Source organism: Clostridioides sp. ZZV15-6388 (assembly GCF_020657755.1).
Lineage (GTDB): Bacteria > Bacillota > Clostridia > Peptostreptococcales > Peptostreptococcaceae > Clostridioides.
The window spans coordinates 1-255 of sequence record NZ_JAGWCU010000142.1 but is presented as its reverse complement, the minus strand read 5'-3'; the positions used below and the strand labels follow the sequence as shown (position 1 = coordinate 255).

The following is a 255-nucleotide window of genomic DNA, read 5'->3' as shown; positions in this document are numbered from 1 at the left end:
ATTACATTTTTCATTAGGACATACATAAGTCCTATCTTTTAACTTTAAATCTTTTTTGATAGTTCCACAACATGAACACATTTTACTACTTGGATAAAATCTATCTGCTTTAACAAATTCAATTTTGCTCCATTTGCATTTGTATTCAAGTATAGTTATAAACTTATTAAAACATTGCTCTGAAATTGATTTAGACAAGTGTTTATTTTTCAATAAACCTCTTACATTTAAATCTTCTACTACTACTCTACAAGG

The 255-nt window shown here is 25.9% G+C and carries 1 protein-coding gene; it reads right to left on the bottom strand.

Annotated elements, in window-relative coordinates; translation table 11 throughout:
- A partial coding sequence (locus tag KGF48_RS20810; RefSeq protein WP_227868512.1) for a transposase occupies positions 1-255 on the bottom strand: 255 nt, incomplete at both ends.